The sequence below is a fragment of the Stenotrophomonas sp. CCNWLW162 genome (genome assembly GCF_037203745.1).
Classification (GTDB): domain Bacteria; phylum Pseudomonadota; class Gammaproteobacteria; order Xanthomonadales; family Xanthomonadaceae; genus Stenotrophomonas; species Stenotrophomonas maltophilia_AQ.
On sequence record NZ_JBBCBL010000003.1, the window covers coordinates 208,279 to 224,435 of the forward strand.

The 16,157-nt window shown below is 66.3% G+C and carries 15 protein-coding genes; 10 read left to right on the forward strand and 5 right to left on the reverse strand.

Features of this window, described 5'->3' with window-relative positions:
- Positions 1-107 precede the first annotated feature (107 nt).
- Positions 108-2,867, reverse strand: coding sequence for a bifunctional diguanylate cyclase/phosphodiesterase (locus tag V9K93_RS09815; RefSeq protein ID WP_253078858.1), 2,760 nt, complete (start codon positions 2,865-2,867; stop codon positions 108-110).
- A gap of 132 nt (positions 2,868-2,999) precedes the next feature.
- Here V9K93_RS09815 and V9K93_RS09820 point away from each other — a divergent pair, with 132 nt between their 5' ends.
- Positions 3,000-5,102, forward strand: coding sequence for a sensor histidine kinase (locus V9K93_RS09820; protein ID WP_337302486.1), 2,103 nt, complete (start codon positions 3,000-3,002; stop codon positions 5,100-5,102).
- A 4-nt stretch (positions 5,103-5,106) separates the two neighbouring features.
- Positions 5,107-6,879: an EAL domain-containing protein gene (locus V9K93_RS09825; RefSeq protein WP_136638993.1), complete on the forward strand. Its 1,773-nt coding sequence runs from the start codon at positions 5,107-5,109 to the stop codon at positions 6,877-6,879.
- Positions 6,880-6,972: 93 nt separating this feature from the next.
- Here V9K93_RS09825 and V9K93_RS09830 read toward each other — a convergent pair whose 3' ends face one another.
- The 4 genes from V9K93_RS09830 to flgA form a co-directional block, all read right to left on the reverse strand.
- Positions 6,973-8,193: an ATP-binding protein gene (locus tag V9K93_RS09830; protein WP_046982899.1), complete on the reverse strand. Its 1,221-nt coding sequence runs from the start codon at positions 8,191-8,193 to the stop codon at positions 6,973-6,975.
- A gap of 91 nt (positions 8,194-8,284) precedes the next feature.
- Positions 8,285-8,623 carry a flagellar protein FlgN gene (locus V9K93_RS09835; RefSeq protein WP_006366325.1) on the reverse strand — a complete coding sequence of 113 codons (339 nt, stop codon included), beginning with the start codon at positions 8,621-8,623 and terminating at the stop codon, positions 8,285-8,287.
- Positions 8,620-8,925 carry a flagellar biosynthesis anti-sigma factor FlgM gene (flgM, locus tag V9K93_RS09840; RefSeq protein ID WP_006366323.1) on the reverse strand — a complete coding sequence of 102 codons (306 nt, stop codon included), beginning with the start codon at positions 8,923-8,925 and terminating at the stop codon, positions 8,620-8,622. The genes V9K93_RS09835 and flgM overlap by 4 nt, the downstream gene beginning before the upstream one ends.
- 75 nt (positions 8,926-9,000) lie before the next feature.
- The gene (gene flgA, locus V9K93_RS09845; RefSeq protein WP_337302487.1) at positions 9,001-9,657 is read right to left on the reverse strand and encodes a flagellar basal body P-ring formation chaperone FlgA; all 657 of its coding nucleotides are present in this window, start codon (positions 9,655-9,657) and stop codon (positions 9,001-9,003) included.
- A gap of 261 nt (positions 9,658-9,918) precedes the next feature.
- On the opposite strand from flgA, the gene V9K93_RS09850 reads away from it, so the two are divergent.
- The 8 genes from V9K93_RS09850 to flgH all read left to right on the forward strand — a co-directional run bounded on the left by V9K93_RS09850 (position 9,919) and on the right by flgH (position 16,157).
- Positions 9,919-10,863 (forward strand): chemotaxis protein, encoded by a 945-nt coding sequence (locus tag V9K93_RS09850; protein ID WP_136638991.1) that lies wholly within the window; start codon positions 9,919-9,921, stop codon positions 10,861-10,863.
- Positions 10,864-11,002: 139 nt separating this feature from the next.
- A complete protein-coding gene (gene flgB, locus V9K93_RS09855; RefSeq protein ID WP_006366156.1) occupies positions 11,003-11,398 on the forward strand; it encodes a flagellar basal body rod protein FlgB in 396 nt (131 codons plus the stop codon).
- A gap of 3 nt (positions 11,399-11,401) precedes the next feature.
- The gene (flgC, locus tag V9K93_RS09860; RefSeq protein WP_010485892.1) at positions 11,402-11,809 is read left to right on the forward strand and encodes a flagellar basal body rod protein FlgC; all 408 of its coding nucleotides are present in this window, start codon (positions 11,402-11,404) and stop codon (positions 11,807-11,809) included.
- A gap of 23 nt (positions 11,810-11,832) precedes the next feature.
- Positions 11,833-12,516 carry a flagellar hook assembly protein FlgD gene (locus V9K93_RS09865; RefSeq protein WP_006366154.1) on the forward strand — a complete coding sequence of 228 codons (684 nt, stop codon included), beginning with the start codon at positions 11,833-11,835 and terminating at the stop codon, positions 12,514-12,516.
- A gap of 32 nt (positions 12,517-12,548) precedes the next feature.
- Entirely contained in the window at positions 12,549-13,772 is a 1,224-nt protein-coding gene (gene flgE, locus V9K93_RS09870; RefSeq protein WP_006366152.1) for a flagellar hook protein FlgE, read from the forward strand.
- 32 nt (positions 13,773-13,804) lie between these two features.
- Positions 13,805-14,554 (forward strand): flagellar basal body rod protein FlgF, encoded by a 750-nt coding sequence (locus V9K93_RS09875; protein WP_136638990.1) that lies wholly within the window; start codon positions 13,805-13,807, stop codon positions 14,552-14,554.
- A 102-nt stretch (positions 14,555-14,656) separates the two neighbouring features.
- Positions 14,657-15,442 (forward strand): flagellar basal-body rod protein FlgG, encoded by a 786-nt coding sequence (gene flgG, locus V9K93_RS09880; protein ID WP_005409571.1) that lies wholly within the window; start codon positions 14,657-14,659, stop codon positions 15,440-15,442.
- 22 nt (positions 15,443-15,464) lie between these two features.
- Positions 15,465-16,157 (forward strand): flagellar basal body L-ring protein FlgH, encoded by a 693-nt coding sequence (gene flgH / locus V9K93_RS09885; protein WP_012510987.1) that lies wholly within the window; start codon positions 15,465-15,467, stop codon positions 16,155-16,157.

Genomic DNA, 16,157 nt, shown 5'->3' on the forward strand with positions numbered 1-16,157 from the left:
TGCGTGGATGAGCGCGAGCACCGACAGTCGTGTCGACCAAGGTCGACACCTACCAGAGCGGTGCGTCGGCGTGCGGCGATCCCGCCGGGCATGGCCCGGCGCTACCCTCAGCGTGCCAGCACGACCTCGCTGGCGGCATCGGTGCGGCCTGGCGCGAGGTGCTGCTGGCGCAACCACTGCGCCAGATCGCGCGGGCTGAGCGGGCGCGAGTACAGGTAGCCTTGGATCTCGTCGCAGCCCTGGCGGCGCAGCATGTCTTCTTCCTGGTGTGTTTCCACGCCTTCGGCCACTACCTTCATGCCCAACGCGTGGCCCAGGTGCACGATGGCCTGGGTCACTTCGGCCGTACCCGAATCATGCAGCATGCCCTGCACGAAACTGCGGTCGATCTTCAGGCGCCCCACCGGGAAACGGTTGAGGTAGTTCAGATTGGAGAAGCCGGTACCAAAGTCATCCACTGCCAGTGGCACGCCGTGCCGTTCCAGCACGTCGAAGCAGTGGCGCAGAATGTCGGTGTCACGGATCAACGCCGACTCGGTCAGCTCGAGCTCCAGCCGCTGCGGCGGCCAGCCGTGGGCGTGGCAGATCTCGATCACCCGCTCAGCAAAACCGCGATCACGCAGCTGCACTGCCGACACATTGACTGCGATGCGGTCAAAACACAGGCCAGCCCGGTCCCAGGCGATTGCCTGCCGGCAGGCTTCGTTCAGCACCCAGTCGCCGATGCGCACGATCTCGCCGCACTTCTCTGCAATCGGAATGAATTCGGCCGGGCTGCAGTAGCCGATGCCGGGCCTATGCCAGCGCAACAGTGCCTCGATCGCCGGCGGTTCGCCATGATGGGCATGCAGCAGCGGCTGGTAGGCCAGGCTGAACTCTTCGCGTTCGATCGCGCCATGCAACGCGTGCTCAAGCTCGAGCCGACGCTGGATACGCGCCAGCGCGTCCTGGCTGTAGTACTGGTAGGTATTCCGCCCTGCTTCCTTGGCCGCATACATCGCAGCATCAGCCGCGCGCAGCAGCGAATCGAAATCGGTCTGTGCCTCACCGAGCATGGCGATACCGACGCTGGCACCCACTTTCAGCGTGGTCTCGCCACGGCGAAGCGGCTCGGCCAGCGAAGCGATCAACTTGCGTGCCACGTGTCCGGCGTCTTCCGGCTCGGCCAGGTCGCGCAGCACCACGATGAACTCGTCGCCACTGAAGCGGCCGAACAGATCGTTGTTGCGCAGATTCTGGTGAAGCCGCGTGGCCGCCGCCTTCAGCAGTGCATCGCCGGTAGCGTGGCCAAAGCTGTCGTTGATGGTCTTGAAGCCGTCCAGATCGATGAACAGCATAGCCAGCGAGGTGCCGCGGTCGCGCGCTTCCTCGATGGCTTCAGCGGTCTGCTCGCCCAGCAGCACGCGATTGGGCAGGCCGGTCAGCAGATCGTAGTGGGCCAGCAGCTCGATGCGCTCGTTGGCTTCGCGCTCGCGGGTGATGTCACGGAACAGGACCACGAAGCGCGGCGGCAGGCCATCGCGGCGATCCAGCTCGATCAGCACCTGCACCCACACGCGCAAACCGGACTGGCGGTAGAAGCACAGATCCAGCTGTTCGGGGAGACCGCCGCCGGCAATCCGGACCAGTGCAGTCTCGAAGGCGCTGCGCGAATCTTCGGTGTACAGCGCCAGTGCCTGGTCCAGCGTGATCGGTTCCTTGCGCAGTCCGTGGATGCGGTAGCACTCCTCGGTCCACTGCATGTGCCGGGTCTGCACCTCGATCTCGCAACCACCGATGCGGCCCAGTGCGGAGACACGGTTGAGCAGTTCGGTACGCCAGCGGATCAGCGCGTCGGTCTGGTGCTGCTCGGTGATGTTCTGCACCTGGCCCAGCAGGCGCTTGGGCTGGCCATCGGTGTCCAGCAGCGGCTGCATCCACAGCCGCAGGTGCTGCGAGGGCTCGTTGCCCCGGGTCAGTTCCAGCTCGATGTTGGCTGCGCGGCCATCGCGCCATACACGCCGCCAGGCAGCACGCAGCGCACCGCGCGAGCGTGGATGCAGCTGTTTCAACCAGCGCCGCTGGCCGGGCACGCTGCCCTGCTCCAGTGCCAGCAGTGAACGCAGCTCCGGCGACCACCAGAACGCGCCGCTGCTGGGGTCGAACGACCAGCTGCCCATGCTGGCGATGCGCTGGGCCTCGCTCAGGTGCAGCTGCTGCTCCTGCAGCAGGCCTTCCAGCTGCTTCTGCTGCTCGATATCGGTATGGGTGCCGACCATCCGCAGTGGCTGGCCGTCGGCGGTGCGCGCGACCACACGACCGCGATCAAGTACCCAGCGCCATTGGCCATCGGCCTGGCGGAACCGGAACTGGGCGCTGTACTGCTCGCTCAGGCCGCGCAGGTGCTGGTCCAGCGCGACACGTACCTGGCCGATGTCTTCGCTGTGTACGCGGGTCAGTATTTCAGTGGCGGTTTCATCACTCAGCGCCGGCGTGCGGACTACGCGGTCGCTGGGAATGTCCCAGTCCCACAAGCTGTGGCCGGCACTGTCCAAGGCCAGTTCCCAGCGCCCGCCACCATCGACCGGCACCGGCTCCGGAATGCTCAGCGTGAAGGCCAGCAGGTTGCCTGCGCCATCGTGCACGGCGCGCAGGTGGCCATCGTAGTGACCACGCGGGCCGCCAGGCAGCGTGCAGGCCACGATGCCGCCATCGGCCGCCAACAGGCGCAGATCTTCCAGCATCGGTGCGTACGCAGCCACGGTCGCCGGCAGGCCATGCTCGCGCGCAGCCGGATTGGCCGCCAGCGGGCGGCCCGTGCGGTCGACAATGACCAGCGCCGACGCAAGCGGGTGCTGCAGCAGGCTGGCGATGATCCCTTGGTCCACGCGATCTTGCTCCGGATGACACGCCCGTCAGCGGGGCACGCAGTGGTTAACGGCGCCTGCGCCGGATAATTGAGTGGCCAGGGCACACCTGCGCGGTAAGATGACCGGCGCCCCTTTTCACCCACCCCGTCCATGCCCGCAGAACCGACCGGCAACGCCCCTGTTCCCGACCCGAGGATGGCGCAGGCGTTGAGCCGTGACCGCCGGCGGGTGGTTCTGAGCTACCTGGCGATGGCGCTGGCATGGATGATCGCCACCGACAGCGCGGTACAGGCACTGGTGCCCGACCCGCACCAGGCAGCATTGTGGCAAGGGCTGAAGGGTTCGTTCTTCGCCCTGGCCAGCGCTGGCCTGCTGTACCTGCTGCTGCGCCCGCTGGCCGAGCACGTGCTGCATACCCACGCCCGCCAGCAGGCTTCCGAACTGCGCCTGCGGCAGATGTTCGAAGGCAACCCCGGCCCGATCCTGGTCTACGACCTGGATACGCTGGCGATCCTCGATGCCAACCCGGCCGCCAGCAGCGCCTTCGGCTGGGAACGTGATGAACTGCTGGAGCAGACCATCGATGCGCTGTGGCCACCGGGCCAGGACCAGGCGCTGCAGACCAAGCTGGAGGCGATCCGCGAGGCGCCCGAGGAGCTGTGCATCCTGCGTACGCAGCTGCAGCTGCGCGACGGCAGCCTGCGGCAGATGGAACTGCGCTCGAACGCGATCAGCTACGACGGACACAATGCCCGCCTGTTGATCGCCATCGATCGCACCGCCGAGGACCTGGCGCAGCTGCGCCGCGACCAGGCGCTGGCACGGGTCGAGGAAGCGCATGAGCTGGCCCGCATCGGTGCCTGGGAGCTGGACCCGTCCAGCGGACAGGGCCGCTATTCCAACCAGGTCTATCGCCTGCTCGGCCGACGCCCGCCCGAAGCCCGTCGCTGGCACCGTTTCGATGAACTGCTGGTGCCGGCCGACCCGGCCACCGCGTCACAGACCGAGCAGCTGCTGGCCGAGCTGTGCTCAGGCGAGCCGGTACAGGTGGACGTGCTGCTGCCACTGCTGGCGATGGACGGTCATGCACTGATGGTGCACCTGCGCGCCGCCAGTGGCACCGATGAAGCCGGCCGCAACCGTGTGCTCGGCACCCTGCAGGACGTAACCGAGCGCGAACAGTCACGCCGCCTGCTGCGTGAGCGCGAAGAGCAGTTCCGCGAGCTGGTGCGGGTACTGCCCGATGGCGTGGTGATCCTTTCCGACGAGCATGTGCTGTATGCCAATGCCTGGGCAGCAGGCCTGTTCGGTTATGGCAGCCACACCCTGCTCGGCGAGCCGCTGTCGGCGCTGGTTGCCGCCACCGATCTGGTGCGCGTGCGCGCCCAGCTGCGTGCCGGCCAGCCTCACCTGGGCCCTGGCCACAGCAGCGTGGTGGCAATGCAGCGCGCGGACGGCCGCCGCTTCCATGCCGGATTGGCGGTGGGCGAAGTGCGCTATGGCGGCCGCGACTGCAAGCTGCTGATCGTGCGCGACCTGAGCGATTCGGAGCGCACCCGCGCCGCGCTGGAAACCAGCAACCGCGAGCTGCAGGCGATGGCCGGGCGCCTGTTCTCCCTGCAGGAGGATGAGCGCCGTGCGATCTCGCGCGACCTGCACGATGACATCGGCCAGGCCATCACCGCGATCAAGCTGTCCGCCCATGCTGCGCAGGACGAGCATGATCCGCAGCGCCGCGCCGAGGACCTGGCGCAGATCGTCAGCCTCGCCGACACCACCGTGTCCAAGCTGCGCGACATTTCCACCCTGCTGCGGCCGCCACAGCTGGACGCACTGGGCCTGGAGGCCGCGCTGAGCTGGCAGGCACGGGTGCTGTTCCGCTCCTCGCCAGTGGAATTGCTGGCCGAGATCGAGCCCCTGCCACAGCGTCCCGACAACAGCATCGAGCAGGCCTGCTTCCGCATCGCCCAGGAAAGCCTGACCAATGCCCTGCGCCATGCCCGCGCCAGCCAGGTGCTGCTGCAATTACGCGACGTCGGCCAGCGTAGCCTGCACCTGCAGATCCGCGATGATGGCGAGGGTTTCGACCCGGACGGTCCGCGCGGGCTCGGCCTGATCGTGATGCGCGAACGCGCACAGAGCGTCGGCGGGCATGTGCGGATCGAGTCCGCGCACGGTGAAGGCACCCTGATCGACGTCCACCTCCCCTACCAGGCGGCCAGCACGGCCGCCATCGAGTCACCGGAATACTGAGCCTATGTGGAATCCCAACCAGCCGCCGGTCAGCATCGATGATGCCCCCGACCGCCTCGGCGCCGGCAACCCCGAACTGCAGGTGATGGTCGCCGAAGCGGCCTCCGGCGGTACCCCGCTGATGTTGATGCACGTGGACATCGACCACTTCGCATCGGTCAACGAGAACATGAGCGCCGAGGTGGGTGACCAGGCGCTGGTGCTGGTGGCACAACGGCTGCAGTCCTACCTGCGCGGTCGCGGCAAGCTGTGGCGCCACGGCAGCGACGAGTTCCTGATCGCCGTTCCGCGCACCGCCGAGGTGCCGCTGCCAGAGGACTTCGCCGAGGAAATCCGCCAACAGATGGAGCTTCCGCTGTCGGTACTGCCGTACACGCTGTTCATGACCGGCAAGCTGGGGGTGAGCCTGTGCCCGGAACATGCCAGCAGCACCTCGCGCCTGCTCGACCACGCCGAGGACGCCCTGTACCAGGCTGCCCGCGAAGGGGGCAACGCCGTGCGCATCCACGCCGTGGACACGCCGCCGAGCGCGCACAGTGAAAGCATCATCGCGCGGCAGATCGTCGATGCCATTCCCAACGGCGAGCTGAAGCTGCGCTACCAGCCACTGGTCAGTGCCCGCGACGGCCACGTGGTGGGCATGGAAGCGCTGCTGCGCTGGCAGTCGCCGACGCTGGGCATGCTGGTGCCGGAACGCTTCATGCGCACCGCTGAGCGGCTGGGCATCATCGTGCAGATCGGCACCTGGGTACTGGAGGGTGCGCTGAAGCAGGCGCGTCTGTGGCGCGACCAGGGCTTCGACGACTTCACCATCGCGGTGAACGTATCGACCCTGCAGCTGCTGCGGCCCAACTTCTTTGCCGAAGTGATGGGGGTGATCCAGGCCTCGGGCGTGCCGGCGCAGATGCTGACGCTGGAAATCAACGAGAGCGCACTGACCAACAACGTCAACTTCGTCCACGAGACGCTGGCCAACCTGCGCAACGAAGGCATCAGCCTGAGCCTGGACAACTTCGGCACCGGCGACTCCAGCCTGAGCGCGCTGGTGCGCTACCCGGTGGACAAGCTGAAGATCGATCGCAGCTTCATCAAGAGCGCGCCGGCCGGCAACCGCGAGGCTGCCATCGCCCGCGCGATCATCGCGATGGGTCACCAGCTGGGCATGACGGTGATTGCCAACGGCGTGGAGTCGCAGGCGCAGCTGGGCTTCCTGCGGCGCAACGATTGCGATGTGTTCCAGGGCTATCTGTTCGGCGAGCCGATGTCGGCCGATGCCGCCGGGATGACCCTGCGCCGTCGCTACCTGCGCCCGGAAGCGTTCGCTGAAACGCGGCCGGACCGCACGCTGTTGCTGCTGGACGACGAAGAAAACGTGCTGCGCTCGCTGGTGCGCCTGTTCCGCCGCGATGGCTACCGCATTCTGGCGGCCGGCAACGTGCGCGATGCCTTCGACCTGCTGGCGATCAACGACGTGCAGGTGATCCTGTCCGACCAGCGCATGAGCGACATGAGTGGAACCGAGTTCCTCGGCCGGGTGAAGATGCTGTACCCGGACACGATCCGCCTGGTGCTGTCCGGCTACACCGATCTGAACACCGTGACCGATGCGATCAACCGCGGCGCGATCTACCGGTTCCTGACCAAGCCGTGGAACGACGACGAGCTGCGCAAGCACATCCACCAGGCGTTCCGCACCTACGAGGAGCAGCGCCGCAGCAATGCCGGGCCGGTGCCGGCCGAACCGGCCGATGGTGGCGAGGACCGCCCGTTGCGGTAACGATCCCCTCTGGTAGAGCCGGCCGCTGGCCGGCTGCTCTGGATGTCGGGTTCAATGAGGTTGCCGGCCAGCGGCCGGCACTACCATAAGCGGTCAGCGCGGCTGCTTGATCGGCAGCACCACGCGGAAACGCGAACCCACGCCCGGGGTACTGTCCAGGTCGATGCGTCCGTGGTGCTTGTTGATGATGCTGTAGGAAATCGACAGGCCCAGTCCGGTACCGCTGCCCACGGGTTTGGTGGTGAAGAACGGATCGAAGATGCGCTGGCGCAGTTCCGGCGAGATGCCGCCACCAGTGTCCTCGAACTCGACCCACACGTGATCGCCATCGACGCCGGTGCGCACGGTGATGGTGCCGCGCTCGGCAATGGCATGGCCTGCGTTGAGCAGCAGGTTCATGTAGACCTGGTTCAACTCCGAAGGCAGGCATTCCACCAGCGGCAGCTGGCCGAACTCGCGCACCAGGTGCACCTTGTACTTGAGTTCGTTCCAGATGATGTTGATGGTCGATTCCAGGCCGGAATGCAGGTCGACCAGCTTCCACGATTCATCGCGGCCGGAGTACGAGAAGTCCTTCAGGTCGCGCACGATGCGGGTAACCCGCTCGATGCCCTCGCGTGATTCGGCCATCAGCTGCGGCAGGTCGCGGCTGATGAAATCGATGTCCAGGCGGTCACGGATATCGTCGATTTCGGGGATCAGCGCCTTCGGGTCCGGCGCACGCAATGCGCGCTCATAGGCCTCGATGACGGTGAACAGGCTGCGCAGGTACTCCTGCAGGCTGCCCAGGTTGGAGTGCACGTAACCGATCGGGTTGTTGATCTCGTGTGCAACGCCAGCGGCGAGCTGGCCGATCGAGGCCATCTTCTCCGACTGAAGCAGTTTTTCCTGGGTGCCGTTCAGGCGCAGATAGGCCTGGCGCAGCTCGGCATGCCGCTGCTGCAGCTCGCGCTCGTAGTCTTCCTGCCCTTCAATGTGGCGGAACAGGGCCAGGAAATGCCCCTGGCCGACCGGGCCGTGATAGTAGAGGTGGGCAATGACCACGCCCTCGCCCAGCGGCAGGCTGCCATTCCAATGGCCGTGCTGGCGCGCCTGCTCCAGCGCATCGGGCGGCAGCAGTTCGCGCAGGCGCTGCGGCGGCGGCAAGGCGCCATCCTCACCACTGGCGAGCAGGTTCTGGGCGGCCGGGTTGGCCAGGGCCACCTGCCCGTCTTCGGTGAACAGCAACAGGCCTTCGCGCAGGCGCTCAAGCAATGCCTGCAGCACCGGCTGCGGCGGAAGGGGGGCGGTAACCAGGGCGTTGGCAGCGGACACGGCGACTCTGCACGTTCGAACAGGCGCCCAATATACGCGGTCATGCAGCGGGCTTCAGCCCGCCGGAATGGGTTGTGCGACCGCCGTCGCGTCAGGCGACGGCGAGTGGGCGGCGCGCAGTGACCGTATGCGACTGGCCCTTGGCATCGTAGGCCGAGGCGTCCTCGGTGCGGCCCAGCTGGCGCAGTGCCCAGTTGACCTCGCGGCGTCGCCGCGACAGTAGTACGCCGTTGGCGCGGTTGCGCTCGGCCAGTTCCTGCAGCTGTTCACCCTCGCCGACCGGCGGCGCGCCTTCCAGCGCACGCAGCGCTTCCAGCTTGGCACCGGTAGCCCGGATCAGGGCGTGCACGTCGTGCTCGACCAGGGCCTGGCGTTCAACGTCCAGGGCCTGGGCCAGGCGCTGCAGCGGCTCGCTCATCGCCGCGGTCATCCGTGCAGCTGCTGGTCCAGCTCGAGCATGCGCGAAGCAATCGCGTCCGGATTGATCTTGTAGGTGCCGTTCTGCAGCGATTCGCGCACGGCCGCCACGCGCTGGGCGTCGATCGCCGGTGCGGTGGTCAGCTCACGCTCGATGGCCTGCAGATTGGTGGCCTCGCCGGTCAGGCGCAGGCTATCGGCCGCCTCGACCGGACGGGTCGGCGCATCGCTGCTGACGCCGGGCTTGTTGGCCGGGGTCGTCACGCTGCGCAGTGCCTGGGGGACCTGCAGGTTGCCGTCGATTTTCTGGCTCATGGGGTGTCCTGGAGTTGCCGTACACAAGGGATAACGGCCGCAGGGCCGTGATCTTTAGGGATATTCTGCAGTAATTCAACGCGCCACGATTACGTCACCTGCGGCATCGACCGTGCCCTGCACGATCCGCCGCGAGGACAGGTTCTCTACCGAAACCCGTTCGTTCTCACCGGCATCACCCATCGCGCGGCCGGCAATGCGGACCTCGACCGAGCCACGACGCGAAACCAGGGCCACATTGTCTCCACGCTTGATGAGACGCTGCACCACCAGATCGTTGTTCGACAGCAAGGCCCCGGCCTGCAACGGACGACGGGCAATGCGGCCGATCGCCGCATTGGGATCGGCCAGCACCGCACCGGCAATCCGGGCGGCATCACGCTGGGCAGTGGTGATATCGGCGGCAGTGAGGGTTTCTCCAGTGCCGATTCCACGGTTGAGCACCAGCACGGTCTGGTTGCGCCGCACCTTTACTGGCACGAACAGGCGCCAGCCACCGGCATCGGGGCAGCTGACCTCGACCGTGGTGTTGGCGGTCGGCTGCACCTGCAGCGCACTACCGCATTTGGGCAGGCGCAATGCATCGGCCACCTGGGCCTCACCCTCGCTGCCGGCCGCCAGCGTCGACAACGCTGCCGCGCGGATGCTGGCCACCGGCTGCCAGTCGGCAGCGGCCGCCAACGGCGGGGCCAGCGCCAGCGCGATGGCCAATAGAGATGTGAGCCGGCGCATGGCGCCTCCTTATCGGTAAGACCTGGCCCAGGCGCGTGCAAGGGGTGTGCCAGAGCGGCGGGGCGTATTGATCGGGACCGGGATGGGAATGGGGCCGGATGGGTAGAGTCGACTGTTGGTCGACTTTCGCGCGAAGCGCGGGGTTCCCCGCGATCGGATCAAAGAGCAGTCGACCAACAGTCGACTCTACAAAAACGGTGCGGAGCGCGCGGTCGGCAGAGCGCCCTCAAGTTCTGCAGCCACCACGCCGATACAGCAGCCATGTCCCATGACCTGCTCAACCGGATCGACCAGCGGACCCGACTGGCCGGCCACAATCGCCTGGCGCTGCTGCTGTTCCGCCTCGGCGGACGTCAGCTTTTTGGCGTCAATGTCTTCAAGGTGCAGGAAGTCCTGCGCCGTCCGGAATTGTTCCAGGTGCCCGGCCTGCCCGGCCAGTTCGCTGGCGTGGCCGACGTGCGCGGCCGCTCGGTGCCGGTGCTGGACCTGGGCCTGGCGATCGGCCACCCCGAGCGCGAGCCGGATGCCGATACCGCGCCCGGCTACCTGGTCGTCACCGAATTCAACCGCTCGATCCAGGGCTTTCTGGTCAGCGGCGTGGAGCGCATCGTCAACATCGCGGTGGAAGACATCCACCCGCCGCCGGAACTGGGCGCCGAATCCAGCTACCTGACCGCAGTGACCCGCTTCCAGGGCGAGCTGATCCAGGTGATCGACGTCGAAAGCGTGCTGGCCGACATCGCCCAGGTGCGTGGCGAAGCCGTGCTCGACCCGGCGATGGCGATGCCGTCCGATGGCCCACAGTTGCAGGTACTGGTGGTGGACGACTCGCGCGTGGCCCGCCAGCAGATCCGCAGCGTACTGGACCAGCTGGGGGTGGGCGCCACCCTGCTCTCCGATGGCAAGCAGGCGCTCGACCACCTGCTGCAGATCCACGCCTCGGGCGAGAACCCTGCCGAGCGCTACGCCATGGTCATCTCGGACATCGAGATGCCGGCCATGGACGGCTACACGCTCACGACGGAAATCCGGCGCCACCCGGGCCTGGCCGGCCTGTACGTGCTGCTGCACACCTCGCTGTCGGGCGTATTCAACAATGCGATGGTCGAGCGCGTCGGCGCCAATGCCTTCGTCGCCAAGTACTCGCCGCACGAGCTCGCCGACTTCGTGCTGGATCGCCTGCGCAAGGTGGCGCTGGCGGCGTAGGACCGCCTCGATACGGTAGTGCCGGCCGCTGGCCGGCAACCCGTTGTGTCTGAGGTTGCCGGCCAGCGGCCGGCACTACCCCTCAGGTTTTGGCACACCGCTTGCAGCTTCCCGGGCAACGTTCCCGTGGGAGTGCACCGTGCGCAACCTGATTACCGACTACCTGGGCGTCCACGCCCAGGCCATGCCGTTGCGCGAACAGCGGATGAAGCTGATCGCCAGCAACCTCGGCAATGCCGACACTCCCGGCTACAAGGCCCAGGACCTGGACTTCGATGCCGCCCTGCGCCATGCCCAGGGGCAGGATGCCAACGGCCTGATGACCACCACCAACGAGCAGCACTACGAGATCAGTAGTGGCCTGAACCCGTTCCAGATCGCGCGCGAAGGCGTGCAGCCCAGCCTGGACGGCAACACCGTCGATCCCGATGCCGAGCGTGCCGCCTATGGCCGTGCCGCACTCGAATACCGCGCTTCGCTCAGCTTCGTCGAGAGCAAGGTGCGTTCCATGCTGACCGCGATCACGGGGCAATAAGCGATGAGCAACCTGCCGATCTTCGACATCGCCGGCTCCGCGCTGCAGGCGCAGTCGGTGCGCATGAGCACCATCGCCTCCAACCTCTCCAACGCCGACACCGTGGCCGGTTCCGCCGACGCCGTGTACAAGCCGCTGGAGCCGATCTTCCAGGCCGTGACCAGCAAGAACGATCCGAACATCACGTCGGTGAAGGTCAAGGAAATCACCCAGAGCGAGGCGGCGCCGATCAAGCGCTATGAGCCGGGCCATCCGCTGGCCGACGGCGATGGCTACATCTACCAGCCCGACGTCGATCCGGTGGCACAGATGGTCAACCTGATCTCGACCTCGCGCAATTACCAGGCCGGCGTGGAGATGTTGACCACCGCCAAGGAACTGGCCCTGGCCACCCTGACCATGGGCCGCTGAGGCCCGCAGCACCGGATACCGCCATGACCACCGCCGTCAACAACCAGACCAACCAGGACGTCTACTCCGCGCTCGGCCTGAATGCCCCCAACAGCAACGCCACGAAAAAGAAGAACACGCTGGACCAGGCCGATTTCCTGCGCCTGATGACCGAGCAGCTGCAGCACCAGGATCCGCTGAAGCCGATGGACAACACGCAGATGGTCGCGCAGATGGCGCAGATGTCGACCGTACAGGGCATCACCGATCTGAACAAGACGGTCAAGGGCTTCCAGGAATCGATGGCCAGCGACCAGGTGCTGCGTGGCGCCGCGTTGGTCGGCCACCAGGTGCTGGTGCCTTCGGAAAAACTGGTGCTGGAAAAGGAAGGCACGGTGGAAGGCACCGTTGCAGCACCGGCGGCCGGCATCGTCACCGTGGACATCACCGACGCCAATGGCGCCAAGGTCACTTCGCTGAGCGTGGAAGCCAAGGCCGCCGGCGAAACCGCCTTCAAGTGGGATGGCAAGGATGCCAACGGCAAGCGCATGGAGCCGGGCAAATATTCCATCGTCGCCAACCACGTCGACACCGCCGGCAAGAGCACCAAGCTGTCCACCTTCGTGCAGGCACCGGTGGAGAGCGTGACCGTCGGGTCCGACGGCCTGTACCTGAACCTCAAGGGCCTGGGCACGGCCCCGATCGACTACGTGCTCCGCGTCAGCTGAGCCACACACCCCGCACTTACCAGGAGCATCCCATGGGCTTCAATGTCTCGCTGTCCGGCATCAATGCCGCCAATTCCGACCTGAGCGTCACCGCCAACAACGTCGCCAACGTCAACACCACCGGCTTCAAGGAATCGCGCGCGGAATTCGCCGACCTGTTCTCGGCCACCGGCTACGGCCTGTCGAAGAACGCGGTCGGCTCCGGTGTGCGCGTCTCCAACGTCGCCCAGCAGTTCAAGCAGGGCCACAACGAACAGACCGGGCGCAGCCTGGACATGGCCATTTCCGGTGAGGGCTTCTTCACCATGAACATGAACGGCACCCGCGTGTACTCGCGCGCCGGCAACTTCCAGACCGATCCGTCCGGCTATGTGATCAACCCGCAGGGCGCACGCCTGCAGGTGTTTGCGCCGAACGCCGATGGCACCAACTTCGACGCCGGCCGCATGGTCGATCTGCAGCTGCTGACCACCGACAGCGCACCGAAGCAGACCAGCGAAGTCAAAGTCGGCTTCACCCTGCCGGCCAACGCCAAGCAGCCGACGGTCACCACCTTCGACCCGACCGATTCCAACAGCTACAACCACTCCAGCGGTGGCATCACCGTGTACGACTCGCTGGGCGTGAGCCACATCCAGGTGTCCTACTTCGTGAAGGGCGCCAACCCGAACGAATGGACGGTGCGCAACTACGTCGATGGCCAGCCGGCTGGCGCGCCGACCCCGGTCACCTTCGACAACAGCGGCAAGCTGACCGCACCGGCCAACGGCAAGGTCAGCCTGGGCACCTTCACCCCGACCACCGGTGCAGGCGTGCTGAACATGACGCTGGATGTGAGCGGCTCGACCCAGTACGGCGAGAAGTTCGCGCTGCGCAACACCCAGCAGGACGGCTACGCCGCCGGCAAGCTCAACGAAATCACCGTGTCGGAAACCGGCGTGGTCTACGCCCGTTACTCCAACGGTGCCGACAAGCCGCTGGGCCAGGTCGCGCTGACCACCTTCAACAATCCGCAGGGACTGGAATCGAAGGGCAACAACCTGTGGGTGGATACCTTCAGCTCGGGCACGCCGCGCACCGGCATGCCGGACACCTCCAACCTCGGCAAGATCCAGGCCGGCTCGCTGGAAGCGTCCACCGTCGACCTCACCGAGCAGCTGGTCAACATGATCACCGCGCAGCGCAACTTCCAGGCCAACGCGCAGATGATCACCACCCAGGACCAGATCACCCAGACCGTCATCAACATCCGTTGATGACGCGCTGACCCTGCCACGGAACTCCCCGCATGGATAAAGCCCTTTACGTGGCGATGACCGGTGCCCGCGCCTCCCTGCAGGCGCAGGGTACGCTCAGCCACAATCTCGCCAACTCGGATACCCCTGGCTTCAAGGAAGCGCTGGCCAATACCGAAGCCTTCCCGATCCGTGGCCCGGGCTTTGCCTCGCGGGTGGATGCGCTGCATGTCGACGCCGGGTTCAACCGTACGCCCGGCTCGCAGCACATCACCGGCAAGCCGCTGGATCTGTCCCTGCAGACCGGAACCTGGCTGGCCGTGCAGTCCAGCGATGGCAGCGAAGCGTACACGCGCGGCGCGGCGCTGTCGGTGACACCCAACGGGCAGCTGGTGACCTCCAGCGGCCGCCCGGTGCTGGACGACAACAACAATCCGATCGCCATACCGCCCTACCAGGCGATGGAGATCGGTGCCGACGGCACGATCTCGATCATTCCGCAGGGCGAAGGCCCGCAGACCATGGCGCAGATCGGTCGCATCAAAGTGGTGCAGGCACCGGATGAGCGCCTCGAGCGCGGCCTGGATGGCCTGTTCCGCAACACCGACCCGCTGCAGCCGTTCGCCCCGGCACAGGGCACGGCGGTGCACAGCGGCCAGCTGGAAGGCAGCAACGTCGATGCTGCCGGTGCACTGGTGCAGATGATCCAGCTGCAGCGCCAGTACGAAATGCAGGTGCAGGTGATCAAGCACGGCGACGAAAACGCACGCAGCGCCAACAGCCTGCTGCGCCTGGGCAGCTGACGGGATTCCGGCGCCGGTTGATGCCGGCGCTGGCACACCGCTTGCACACCCGATACCAAGGGCCGCACCACGCGGCCGGCTTCACCAGACAGGACAGCGAAGATGAACCAGGCATTGTGGATCGCAAAAACCGGACTGGATGCGCAGCAGATGCGCATGTCGGTGGTTTCCAACAACCTCGCCAACACCAACACCACCGGCTTCAAGCAGGACCGTGCCAGCTTCGAAGATCTGCTGTACCAGCAGGTGCGCCAGCCCGGCGGTTCCTCCTCGGCGCAGACCCAGCTGCCGACCGGCCTGCAGCTCGGCACCGGCGTGCGCGTGGTCGCCACCGCCAAGAACTTCGAACAGGGTGGCCAACAGCAGACCGGCCGCGCCCTGGACGTGATGGTCAACGGCCGCGGATTCTTCGAAGTACAGATGCCCGATGGCAGCTCGGCCTACACCCGTGATGGCTCGTTCAAGATCAACCAGGACAGCGAGCTGGTGACCAACAGCGGCTATCCGGTGCAGCCGGGCATCCAGATTCCCGAAGGCGCGCAGTCGGTCACCATCGGTACCGACGGCACCATCAGCGTGAAGATGGCCGACGGTGCCGCTTCGGTGGAAGTGGGCGCGCTGACCCTGACCGACTTCGTCAATCCGGCTGGCCTGCAGGCCCGCGGCGAGAACCTGTTCCTGGAGACCACCGCTTCTGGTCCGGCACAGAACGGCAATCCCGGCCTCAATGGCCTGGGCACCGTGGTGCAGGGTGCGCTGGAAGGCAGCAACGTCAATGTGGTGGAAGAGCTGGTGTCGATGATCGAAACCCAGCGCGCCTACGAAATGAACGCCAAGGCGATCTCCACCACCGATTCGATGCTCGGCTACCTCAACAACAAGCTCTGACCGGCCCAACCGGGAAACCGCCATGTCGCCTCTTTCCAACTTCGCCCGTACCGCCCTCGCCTGCGCCGTGGCCGCCCTGCTCGGTGGCTGCGTGATCGCGGGTGACGTGCGCCCCTACCCGACGATGGCGCCGATCCAGCCGATCATGCCGCCGCAGGCCCAGCCGACTGCTGGCGCGATCTACGCCGCTGGCCCGACCCTGCAGCTGTACTCGGACCGTCGCGCACGCGACGTAGGTGACCTGCTGACGATCAGCCTGCTGGAAAACACCACCGCGCAGACCAGTGCCAACACCGCCACCAACAAGGAATCGAACCTGAGCCTGGGCACACCGTCCATCTTCGGCGCACCGGTCACCCTGGGCGGCAAGGACATTCTGAGCGCCTCGGCCAAGGGTGCACGTGACTTCACCGGCAAGGGCAACAGCGCGCAGAGCAACCGCCTGCAGGGCAACGTCACGGTCACCGTGATCCAGCGCCTGCCCAACGGCAACCTGGTGGTGCAGGGACAGAAGAACCTGCGCCTGAACCAGGGCGATGAACTGGTGCAGGTGCAGGGCATCGTCCGTCCCGGCGACATCAGCCAGGACAACACCATTCCTTCCAGCCGCGTGGCCGAAGCCCGCATCGTCTACGGCGGTCGCGGCCCGGTTGCGCAGTCCAACGCGATGGGCTGGCTGAGCCGCTTCTTCAACTCCGGCCTGACGCCGTTCTGA

Excerpts from the sequence above, each read along its gene's own strand:
- flgM (WP_006366323.1), bottom strand. The coding sequence starts at position 8,925 with ATGAGCCAGAAAATCGACGGCAACCTGCAGGTCCCCCAGGCACTGCGC.
- V9K93_RS09850 (WP_136638991.1), top strand. The coding sequence starts at position 9,919 with ATGTCCCATGACCTGCTCAACCGGATCGACCAGCGGACCCGACTGGCC.
- V9K93_RS09820 (WP_337302486.1), top strand. The coding sequence starts at position 3,000 with ATGCCCGCAGAACCGACCGGCAACGCCCCTGTTCCCGACCCGAGGATG.
- flgC (WP_010485892.1), top strand. The coding sequence starts at position 11,402 with ATGAGCAACCTGCCGATCTTCGACATCGCCGGCTCCGCGCTGCAGGCG.
- V9K93_RS09865 (WP_006366154.1), top strand. The coding sequence starts at position 11,833 with ATGACCACCGCCGTCAACAACCAGACCAACCAGGACGTCTACTCCGCG.
- flgE (WP_006366152.1), top strand. The coding sequence starts at position 12,549 with ATGGGCTTCAATGTCTCGCTGTCCGGCATCAATGCCGCCAATTCCGAC.
- flgA (WP_337302487.1), bottom strand. The coding sequence starts at position 9,657 with ATGCGCCGGCTCACATCTCTATTGGCCATCGCGCTGGCGCTGGCCCCG.
- flgG (WP_005409571.1), top strand. The coding sequence starts at position 14,657 with ATGAACCAGGCATTGTGGATCGCAAAAACCGGACTGGATGCGCAGCAG.
- V9K93_RS09875 (WP_136638990.1), top strand. The coding sequence starts at position 13,805 with ATGGATAAAGCCCTTTACGTGGCGATGACCGGTGCCCGCGCCTCCCTG.
- flgH (WP_012510987.1), top strand. The coding sequence starts at position 15,465 with ATGTCGCCTCTTTCCAACTTCGCCCGTACCGCCCTCGCCTGCGCCGTG.
- V9K93_RS09835 (WP_006366325.1), bottom strand. The coding sequence starts at position 8,623 with ATGACCGCGGCGATGAGCGAGCCGCTGCAGCGCCTGGCCCAGGCCCTG.
- V9K93_RS09825 (WP_136638993.1), top strand. The coding sequence starts at position 5,107 with ATGTGGAATCCCAACCAGCCGCCGGTCAGCATCGATGATGCCCCCGAC.